Origin of the sequence: Hyphomicrobium sp., assembly GCF_036833075.1 — a bacterium.
GTDB lineage: Bacteria > Pseudomonadota > Alphaproteobacteria > Rhizobiales > Hyphomicrobiaceae > Hyphomicrobium_C.
The window spans coordinates 68,312-77,207 of the sequence record NZ_DAITQL010000009.1 but is presented as its reverse complement, the minus strand read 5'-3'; the positions used below and the strand labels follow the sequence as shown (position 1 = coordinate 77,207).

Below are 8,896 nucleotides of genomic sequence, written 5' to 3'. Positions count from 1 at the left end.
ATCCCACGGAAAGAGCAGCACGACATCTAACTCTTCCGGCTGGCCGGTGGAGGTAAGCCCCATCAGTTCGCCGTGGGGCACGCCGTTGATGTGCGCTTCCTCGACGACACCCTGCGGGCCGATGAAGACGTTGACGACGGAGAAGCAGTTCTCCGGAAAGCCCGTGAGGAAGGCGTCGTAGAACCGGGTCGCGCCCTCGTGTCCGTGCCAGACCTTGCCGTTGTTCAGGATCGTATAAACGCAGTCCTCGGTGAGGGTCGCCATCAGGCCCGGGATGTCGCCCCGATGCTCGGCAGCGATGTGATCGAGCCAGAGCTCCTTGATGCGGTTGTATTCCTCGGCGTCGAACGCCTGGCCGGACTGATAGTCGGCGCCGTCGTTGAAGGGAGGAAGCGTTCTCGTGAAGGTACGTGTGGACATGGGGCGCATACTCTACGGAAAAGCGGGAGTGGCAGGAAAGGTCCAGGAACTCAGGCGTACGGACGCGATCGCTCTATAGAAGCAGATCATGCCCCGGGATCGCCAAGTGACAGGGTGAAGCGCAGAATTGACAGGGATCAGGGGCGCGGTGATCCGTCCCTCTTCATTTCAGCTTTGCGCGAGATGCGCAAATCTCTCGACCACGGTTTGGTAAATCGGCCGCTTGAACGGAACGATCAAGGCCGGCAGCTCTGCCATGTCGCGCCAGCACCAGCGATCGAACTCGGCCTTGCCGCTGCGCGGGCAGATGTCGATCTCGCTGTCCTCACCCCGGAAGCGCATGGCGAACCAGCGCTGGCGCTGGCCGCGGTACTTGCCCTTGAGGGCCACGCCCAGCAGCGGGGCGGGCAGATCGTAAGTCAGCCATTCGGGGATCTCGGCGATCACGTCGGCGCTCGTGACGGCGGTCTCCTCGCGCAACTCGCGGAAGGCCGCATCGACGGGCTCCTCCCCCTTGGCGAGCCCGCCTTGCGGCATCTGCCACACGTAGGCGGACTTGTCGCCGGCCCATTTGGGCAGGCGGCGGCCGGTCCAGACGCGGCCCTCCCTGTTCAGGAGCATGATGCCGACGCAGGGTCTGTAGGGGAGCTCCTCGAGCGCCGGGATCTGATCGTTAGCTGCGTGTTTCATCGTCACCAGAATTTTTGCCTTCACGGGTTCGGCCCGCCCCCTCCCCGGGCCCTTGATCTGACCTAAATCAGATTCTTTTACCCTGGAAAAGCAACGGCTTTTTGTCGGACGGCAGTGGCGCAGGACACCATGCGGCCGCTGCGCTCCGGTCCGGGGTGTGGGGTTACCCTGCGTTGCCGGTCCAGATGGGCCGGAAGCTCTGCAGGACCTCGAGATAGACCTCGCGCTTGAAGGGCACGACGGCCTCGGCGAGCTCGTCGGGGCCGCACCAGCGCCACGCCATGAACTCGGCGTGCGGCGTCCCCGGTACCCCGAGCGCGATCTCGCTGTCGTCGCCCTGGAAGCGCATGGCGAACCATTTCTGGCGCTGGCCGCGGTACCGGCCGCCCCAGGCCACGCCAAGCAGGTGCGGTGGCAGATCGTAGGTCAGCCATCCCGGGGTTTCGCGAATGATCTCGACGGACGTCATGGCCGTCTCCTCGCTGAGCTCGCGGAGCGCGGCGCGGGCAGGATCCTCGTTCTCGTCGATGCCGCCCTGGGGCATCTGCCACCAGGTGCCGCGCCCCTCGGCGTCGCCGGGCGTGTCGGCGCGCTGGCCGACCCAGATCCGGTCGGTGCGATTGAGCACCATGATGCCGACGCAGGGCCGGTAGGGAAGATTTGTAGCGTCCATTGCTGCTGCTTTCAGGAGTGCTCCGAAACGACGATGGGCGCCGGAAAGGCGCCCATCTCGGGTGATCCGATCCTGGATCAGGAGCGCCTAGTTGGGGATGGCGCTCTTCTCCGTCGTCTGGGCGTCGCCGGCCGGCTGCTGGGCCGGCTTGGCCACGGTCTCGCCGACGGCTTCTCCGCGCAGGAACTTCAAGGCGTATTGGAGCTGGGTGTCCTTCTCCGGCTCCTTGGGGACGTAGGCCGACGAGCCGGACTCCTCCTTGGGCGGCGTCTGCTCCTCCACGGCCTCGCCGGCGGCGTCGGGCTCGTTCTCCTTGGTCACGGCCGGCTTCTCGCCCTCGCCTCTCAGATGGCCGCGCAGGCTCGCTTCGCCGCGGGGCTTCTCGGACGTTTTGCCCTTGAGCTCGTCGGGAAGCTCCTGCTCGACGACGATGTCGGGGTCGATGCCCTTGGCCTGGATCGAGCGGTTGGACGGCGTGTAGTAGCGCGCCGTGGTCAGGCGGATGGCGCCGTTGGCGCCAAGCGGGATGATGGTCTGCACCGAGCCCTTGCCGAACGAGCGCGTGCCGATAATGGTCGCGCGCTTGTGGTCCTGCAGGGCGCCGGCCACGATCTCCGAGGCGGAAGCGGAGCCGCCGTTGATCAGCACGACGATGGGCTTGCCGCCGGCCGTATCGCCGGGCCGTGCCTGGGCGCGCTGCGTCTCCTCGTTGTTGCGGCCTTTGGTCAGCACGATGGCGCCGCGCTCCAGGAAGTCGTCGGAGACGGCGATGGCCTGATCGAGCAAGCCGCCCGGATTGTTGCGCAGGTCGATGACGAAGCCCTTGAGCTTGGGCCCGATCTCCTTTTTCAGGGCGTCCATGGCCTTGACCAGGTTGGCGTGCGTCTGCTCGTTGAAGGTCGTCACCTTGACGTAGGCGATGTCGCCTTCGGCGTGCGCCTTGATGGCGTTGATGCGGATGAAGTCGCGGACGATCTTGACGTCGAACGGCTCGTCCTTGCCCTTGCGCACGACGGTCAGCGTGATCGGCGTGTTGACGGGGCCGCGCATCTTTTCGACCGCCTGCTCGAGGGTCAGGCCGGAGATCTGCTCGTTGTCGAGGTGGGTGATGAGGTCGTTGGCCTGGATGCCGGCCTTGGAGGCGGGCGTGTCGTCGATCGGAGAGACGACCTTGACGACGCCGTTCTCCATCGTGACCTCGATGCCGAGACCGCCGAACTCGCCGCGCGTCTGCACCTGCATGTCGCGGTAGTTCTTCGGGCTCATGTAGGAGGAGTGCGGGTCGAGAGCGGCCAGCATGCCGTTGATCGCGCTCTCGATCAGCATGGTGTCGTCGGGCTTCTCGACGTAATCGGACCGGACGCGCTCGAAGACGTCACCGAAGAGGTCGAGCTGCCGGTAGAGCTCGGAGTTCGGCGAGTTCGCTGAGTACGTCTGCGTGACGTTGAACACGGTGGTCGCACCCGCGAGACCCGTCATCGTCAGAAACGTCCAGAACACGAGGTCGGTCTTGCGCATCATTCCAGTACCTTCTTATGAGGAGGCGGCCCACCAGGAGTCCGAGTTTATAGGCTCACCGTCCTTACGGAATTCAATATAAAGTACGGGCGCGCTGGGCGGCGGTTGGGCCAAGCCGGTTTTCCCGGTTGCCAGTTGTGCCGTGCGTGGCGCACCGCTCATCGTCCCAATCGGCTCGGCAGCCAACACGAACTGCCCCGGCCCGACGTCCATCTGCGACAGTCCGGCGATCAGGACATGATACCCGCCGCCGGCGTTGATGATCAAGAGTTGCCCGTAGCTGCGGAACTCGCCCGCGTAGACCACCCAGCCGTCGCAGGGCGAGGTCACCCGGGCGCCGAACCGGGTTTCGAGCACGATCCCCTTCGACGTTCCTCCATATTGGGTCTTGTCGCCAAAACCCAAGGCCCTGCGCCCGCGGGCCGGCATCGGCAGCTTGCCCTTGGCGAGCTGGAAGGGGATGGCGGGCGTGATGCGGTCGGGCTTGCCGGGGCTCAGCGCGGTCGCGGTGGGCGCCAGCTCGACCACGGATCGGGGCGTCTGGCGGCCGCCGGCAGGGGGCGTCAGCATGGCGACCTCCTCCCCGCCGCTCAGGGCGGCATCGGCGGGCGCCGCGTCGATGGCGGCTTCGCGGATGACGGCGCCGGCCGTGCCCGGCACGCCGTCAGCGCCTGCCCCCGCCGAGGGCGACGGCGGCAGGACGGCGACGACCTCACCCCGGCCGGCGTTTTCCGGCCCGCCGGCGGCGGGAGGAGTCGGGCTTACCTGCCGGCTCAGCTTGGCGATGAGCTCGCTCAGGTCGGTGACGTTCCTGGCGATTTCGGTCGTCGCCGCGCGCACCTCTTTCAACTCGGCCTCGCGCTCGGCGAGCGACTGCTTCTTTGCATCGAGCAGGCTTGCGAGACGCGTCTGCGTGGTCGTCAGGCGCTCGCGCTCGGCGCGCAGGTTCTCGCCTTCCTTGCGGATGCTCGCCATGATGCTCACGAGCTCGTTGAGCTTGACGGTGAGCGCCTGGGCCTCCGCCCGCAGCCCCGGAAAGGCGACGCCGAGCAGCATGGCGCTGCGAACCATCTCGAGCGCATCCTCGCGCCGGGTGATGATGACGGGGGGCGGATTGCGGCCCATGCGCTGGAGGGCGGCGAGAATGCCGGAGATCTTGCCGTGCTCGCGGGAAAGAGACGCACGCACCTCGAGCTCCTGGCGCTCGAAGACCGCCAGGCGCGTCTCGATGGCGGTCATCTGCTCTTCGCTTTTCTGGACCAGCGCGGCGGTCTCGAGCAGGCGCGCGTTGATCTCGCGGCGCTCGTCGACGATGCTGGTGACGTCCTTCTGAAGCTCGCGTCCGCGGTTCTCCTTGACCGCCAGCGCGCTCTTCTCCTGCTCGAGCTTCCGGGCCGCCTCGTCTGCGGTCTTAGGGGTCTCGGCGCCGGCGCGCGTGACTGTCGCCAGGCCCGGAGCGATCGCCGCAACGCCGATCGCCGCCGCCGCGAGGCCAGCGCGCCATCCTGCCCGATGCGTCGTCTCTCCGGTTCGCTTCACGCCCTCGCCCATCCGGCCGACTGCCATGTCCCCGTATGCCCCTTAGTCGTCCCGAGACGACGGTCTTAGAGCACGCGCGCGCCAGATCAATGCTCCGGCGCAACTTTATCCGTCGAAAGATGATGCTCCGGTGCCGGGGCATCCCTTCCAGACGCGGGAACGGTCCTTCCGCACAGTCTCACACGGGATCCTGACACGGGATCGCGAGATTTGAGGATCGCGAGTCCCCCGCACGACCCTTCGGCTACCACGCGCCGATAAGTGGTTAGAATTAGGGCAGGATGGTCCCCGAAGGCGGCCGGGCCACGCGTCGCAGCCGCGGGGTGGGCTCATCCAGGAGCTTCATGGCATTCGCGCCCGCGATATCTTATATTCCGCCCATCCGTCATCCCGCACTTCGAGGCCGACCGCCGATGGAAACCGCACTGTCCTATCTGTCCACCGGAGCCATGTATGCGGTGTTGCTGGTGCTTCTCGCGGGGCTCTGGGTGATGTTCCGCGGCAAGAGCCCCAATCTCAGCCAGACGCTGATGCGCTGGCGGGTCGGGCTGCAGTTCGTTGCGATCGTTCTCCTGGTCGCCTACGCCTACGTGCAGCAGCATTAGACATCCAGAGGCTCACCGCCGGACAACGCCGTAAAACCGGTTTTCACCGGTGGCCTCACGGCCTAGTGTGGGCGCCGGACGGGGGGATATCGGCTCCATGGTCAAGCTCAACAAGATCTATACGAAAACCGGCGATGCCGGCACGACCGGCCTCGGCACGGGCGAGCGTGTGCGCAAGAATGCGCTGCGAATCACCGCTTACGGCACGGTGGACGAGACCAATGCCGCCATCGGCATGGTGCGGATCCATCTCGCCGGCCATCAGGGGCTCGACGCCAAGCTCGGCCGCGTGCAGAACGACCTTTTCGATCTCGGCGCGGACCTCTGCGTTCCGGATCGTGGCGAGCCGCTCAAGTTCGAGCCGTTGCGCGTCTCGGACGACCAGGTGGTGCGTCTCGAGGCCGAGATCGACGAGATGAATAGCGAGCTCAAGCCATTGAAGTCCTTCGTTCTGCCCGGCGGATCTCCGGCGTCGGCGGCGCTGCACGTGGCGCGCACGGTGTGCCGGCGCGCGGAGCGGGAGATGGTTGCGCTGGCGGCGCAGGAGAACGAGCCGGTCAGCCCCGCGGCCCTCAAGTATATCAACCGCCTGTCGGATTTTCTTTTTGTTGCAGGGCGTTATGTGAACGATCGCGGACGCAGCGACGTGCTTTGGGTGCCCGGGCAAAACCGCTGACCGCCGGAGGGCGAATCGAAGGCGAGGGGGAGCGATGTTTGTTCCATTGCACGACGAGAACCCGCTGAAAGCGATCCGGTTTCCGTGGGTGACCGTGCTCCTGATCGCGGCCAATGTGCTCGTCTATTTCCTTGAGGCCACGCGGCTCGACGAGGTGGCGATCGCGAGCTTCGCGATCGTGCCCCGGGAACTCTTCGACACGAGTCTCTTGCCGGTTGCGGTCGAGACGGCGGGGCTGCAGGTCCCCGAGCGATTGACGCTGCTCACCTACATGTTCTTCCACGGCGACATCTTACACCTTGCCGGCAACATGCTGTTCCTCTGGGTCTTCGGCGACAACGTCGAGGACGCCATGGGACACTTCAAGTTCCTGATCTTCTACCTCGCGTGTGGCGTGTTCGCCGGGCTCGTGCACGGGTGGATCGATCCGACATCGGAGGTTCCGCTTATTGGCGCAAGCGGCGCGGTCGCGGGCGTCATCGCGGCCTACCTGGTGCTGCATCCCCGGGTGCGCGTCTGGGTGCTGGCGCTCAAGGCCATTCCGCTCCGGATTTCAGCGGCGTTCGCGCTCGGGTTCTGGATTTTGATCCAGGTCGTCATGGTGCTCCTGCCGCAGGTGGGGCCCGTCGCCTGGTGGGCCCACATCGGCGGCCTGGTTGCGGGGGCGGTGCTGGTCGTCGTGCTGCGGCGGCCGGGCGTGCGGCTGTTCGACAAGGGTCTCGGGGTTGGAGCGTGACGGGGGAGGGGCTCCAGGTCATGACCTCAGCCCTTCAATAAGGGGTGCATACCTCTCCGTTGGGCGCATTGACTTGCACGGTCTCGGCTCGTAGTTTCCGCTCTCGCACTTGCGAAGGGCCCTGAGCGCCATACGCCGCGGCACGGATCCAGGTACGACACGCGCCAGGTAACACGATGCGCTGAGTGACAGAAAACGGAGGCGGGCGGCGCTGAGGGGCGTTCAACCGGGCCTCTACGGGCACAATTCGGGACCGCACAATAACCAGGACAGCAATGACCAGAAAAAGGCAGGGCGCCGGGGAGCGCCGCGCACCATGAAGATACTTGTCGCGGTGAAGCGCGTCGTCGATTTTGCGGTCAAGATCCGCGTTAAATCGGACGGGTCGGGGATCGAACTGGCCAACGTCAAGATGTCGATGAACCCCTTCGATGAGATCGCGGTCGAAGAGGCCGTGCGGCTCAAGGAAAAGGGAACGGCGACGGAGGTCGTCGTGGCTTCGATCGGGACGGCGAAGTCCCAGGAGACGCTGCGCACCGCACTCGCCATCGGTGCCGACCGCGCGGTGCTCGTCGAGACCGCGGACGACACGCCGGTCGAGCCGCTCGCCATCGCAAAACTTCTCAAAGCCGTGGTCGAGCAGGAAAAGCCGGATCTCGTCGTGCTCGGCAAGCAGGCTATCGACGACGACTGCAACCAGACCGGCCAGATGCTCGCGGCGCTGCTCGGTTGGCCGCAGGGTACGTTCGCCTCCAAGGTCGCGCCGGAATCTGGCGCCGTCGCCGTCACGCGCGAGGTGGACGGCGGGCTCGAGACCGTGAAGCTCAATTTGCCGGCCGTCGTCACCACGGACCTGCGTCTCAACGAGCCGCGCTATCCGTCGCTGCCGAACATCATGAAGGCCAAGAAGAAACCGCTCGACGTCAAGAAGCCCGCCGATCTCGGCGTGGACGTCGCGGCGCGCCTCAAGGTTCTCAAGACCGCCGAGCCGCCGGTGCGCAAGGGCGGCGTGAAAGTGGCTGACGTGGCGGAGCTCGTGCGCCGCCTCAAGACCGAGGCGGGGGTGATCTGATGGCCGTTCTTCTTCTTGCCGAGCACACGAACACCGCGCTCGGCGGTGCGACGGCCAAGGCGCTTACGGCGGCCAAGGAGATCGGCTCCGACGTGTACGTGCTGATCGCCGGGCACAACGCGGCAGCGGCCGCGGAGGCGGCATCCAAGCTTCAGGGCGTCAGCAAGGTGCTGGTCGCGGACGCCCCGCATCTCGCCAACGGGCTCGCGGAGGAGGTGGCGGCGACTGTAGTCTCGCTCGCCGGCGCCTACGACACCATCGTCGCGCCGGCCACGGCCGCCGGAAAGAACGTGCTGCCGCGCGTCGCCGCGCTGCTCGACGTGATGCAGATCTCCGACATCATCAAGGTTATCTCGCCCGATACGTTCGAGCGGCCGATCTATGCCGGCAACGCCATCCAGACGGTGCAGTCGCCCGAGGCCAAGCGCGTGATCACCGTGCGCACGGCCGCGTTCGCCGCGCAGCCCGAGGGCGGCTCGGCCCCGATCGAGAGCGTGACGGCGGCGGCGCCGGTCGGGATCTCGTCGTTCGTCGGCGCGGAGCTCACCAAATCGGACCGGCCGGAGCTCACCGCCGCCAAGATCGTCATCTCGGGCGGCCGCGGCATGGGCAACGGCGAGAACTTCAAGACATACATCGAGCCGATCGCCGAGCGCCTCGGCGCGGCGATGGGCGCCTCGCGCGCGGCGGTCGACGCCGGGTTCGTGCCGAACGACCTGCAGGTCGGCCAGACCGGCAAGGTGGTGGCACCGGAGCTCTACGTGGCCGTCGGCATCTCGGGGGCGATCCAGCACCTCGCGGGCATGAAGGATTCGAAGGTGATCGTTGCCATCAACAAGGATGCGGAGGCGCCGATCTTCCAGGTCGCCGACTACGGACTTGTCGCAGATCTCTTTCAAGCTTTGCCGGAACTGGACGCGGAACTCGGCAAAGCCGGCCTCTAGGGCCGCGGCGCCGGGACAAAAAG

At 66.3% G+C, this 8,896-nt stretch carries 10 protein-coding genes; 5 read left to right on the top strand and 5 right to left on the bottom strand.

All coding sequences use genetic code 11. From position 1 onward, the window contains the following. The 5 genes from V7082_RS04775 to V7082_RS04755 form a co-directional block, all read right to left on the bottom strand. The coding region (locus V7082_RS04775; protein WP_334146471.1) for a nuclear transport factor 2 family protein at positions 1-420 on the bottom strand (420 nt) is incomplete at its 3' end. A 168-nt stretch (positions 421-588) separates the two neighbouring features. Continuing rightward, a complete protein-coding gene (locus V7082_RS04770) occupies positions 589-1,110 on the bottom strand; it encodes an RNA pyrophosphohydrolase (RefSeq protein ID WP_334146478.1) in 522 nt (173 codons plus the stop codon). A 163-nt stretch (positions 1,111-1,273) separates the two neighbouring features. Next, complete coding sequence (locus V7082_RS04765; RefSeq protein ID WP_334146470.1) at positions 1,274-1,783, bottom strand: RNA pyrophosphohydrolase; 510 nt, start codon at positions 1,781-1,783, stop codon at positions 1,274-1,276. An 87-nt stretch (positions 1,784-1,870) separates the two neighbouring features. Next, on the bottom strand, positions 1,871-3,304 hold the full coding sequence (locus tag V7082_RS04760; protein ID WP_442909754.1) for a S41 family peptidase: 1,434 nt from the start codon (positions 3,302-3,304) through the stop codon (positions 1,871-1,873). Between the two features lie 12 nt (positions 3,305-3,316). Then, positions 3,317-4,867, bottom strand: a complete 1,551-nt coding sequence (locus tag V7082_RS04755; protein WP_334146469.1) for a murein hydrolase activator EnvC family protein — start codon at positions 4,865-4,867, stop codon at positions 3,317-3,319. A 386-nt stretch (positions 4,868-5,253) separates the two neighbouring features. Here V7082_RS04755 and V7082_RS04750 point away from each other — a divergent pair, with 386 nt between their 5' ends. From V7082_RS04750 to V7082_RS04730, 5 genes are all read left to right on the top strand, one after another. Further along, a complete protein-coding gene (locus V7082_RS04750) occupies positions 5,254-5,445 on the top strand; it encodes a twin transmembrane helix small protein (protein WP_334146468.1) in 192 nt (63 codons plus the stop codon). A gap of 97 nt (positions 5,446-5,542) precedes the next feature. Beyond that, positions 5,543-6,121, top strand: coding sequence for a cob(I)yrinic acid a,c-diamide adenosyltransferase (locus V7082_RS04745; protein WP_334146467.1), 579 nt, complete (start codon positions 5,543-5,545; stop codon positions 6,119-6,121). A gap of 34 nt (positions 6,122-6,155) precedes the next feature. Then, positions 6,156-6,857 carry a rhomboid family intramembrane serine protease gene (locus V7082_RS04740; RefSeq protein WP_334146466.1) on the top strand — a complete coding sequence of 234 codons (702 nt, stop codon included), beginning with the start codon at positions 6,156-6,158 and terminating at the stop codon, positions 6,855-6,857. Between the two features lie 316 nt (positions 6,858-7,173). Further along, positions 7,174-7,929, top strand: coding sequence for an electron transfer flavoprotein subunit beta/FixA family protein (locus tag V7082_RS04735; RefSeq protein WP_334146465.1), 756 nt, complete (start codon positions 7,174-7,176; stop codon positions 7,927-7,929). Next, positions 7,929-8,873 (top strand): electron transfer flavoprotein subunit alpha/FixB family protein, encoded by a 945-nt coding sequence (locus V7082_RS04730; protein WP_334146464.1) that lies wholly within the window; start codon positions 7,929-7,931, stop codon positions 8,871-8,873. Before V7082_RS04735 ends, V7082_RS04730 begins: the two co-directional genes overlap by 1 nt. The last annotated feature ends 23 nt before the right edge of the window (positions 8,874-8,896 follow it).

What these genes read in the sequence shown, in the direction of transcription:
- V7082_RS04730 (WP_334146464.1), top strand. Translation starts at nt 7,929, where the DNA reads ATGGCCGTTCTTCTTCTTGCCGAGCACACGAACACCGCGCTCGGCGGT.
- V7082_RS04755 (WP_334146469.1), bottom strand. Translation starts at nt 4,867, where the DNA reads ATGGCAGTCGGCCGGATGGGCGAGGGCGTGAAGCGAACCGGAGAGACG.
- V7082_RS04735 (WP_334146465.1), top strand. Translation starts at nt 7,174, where the DNA reads ATGAAGATACTTGTCGCGGTGAAGCGCGTCGTCGATTTTGCGGTCAAG.
- V7082_RS04750 (WP_334146468.1), top strand. Translation starts at nt 5,254, where the DNA reads ATGGAAACCGCACTGTCCTATCTGTCCACCGGAGCCATGTATGCGGTG.
- V7082_RS04740 (WP_334146466.1), top strand. Translation starts at nt 6,156, where the DNA reads ATGTTTGTTCCATTGCACGACGAGAACCCGCTGAAAGCGATCCGGTTT.
- V7082_RS04765 (WP_334146470.1), bottom strand. Translation starts at nt 1,783, where the DNA reads ATGGACGCTACAAATCTTCCCTACCGGCCCTGCGTCGGCATCATGGTG.
- V7082_RS04760 (WP_442909754.1), bottom strand. Translation starts at nt 3,304, where the DNA reads ATGATGCGCAAGACCGACCTCGTGTTCTGGACGTTTCTGACGATGACG.
- V7082_RS04770 (WP_334146478.1), bottom strand. Translation starts at nt 1,110, where the DNA reads ATGAAACACGCAGCTAACGATCAGATCCCGGCGCTCGAGGAGCTCCCC.
- V7082_RS04745 (WP_334146467.1), top strand. Translation starts at nt 5,543, where the DNA reads ATGGTCAAGCTCAACAAGATCTATACGAAAACCGGCGATGCCGGCACG.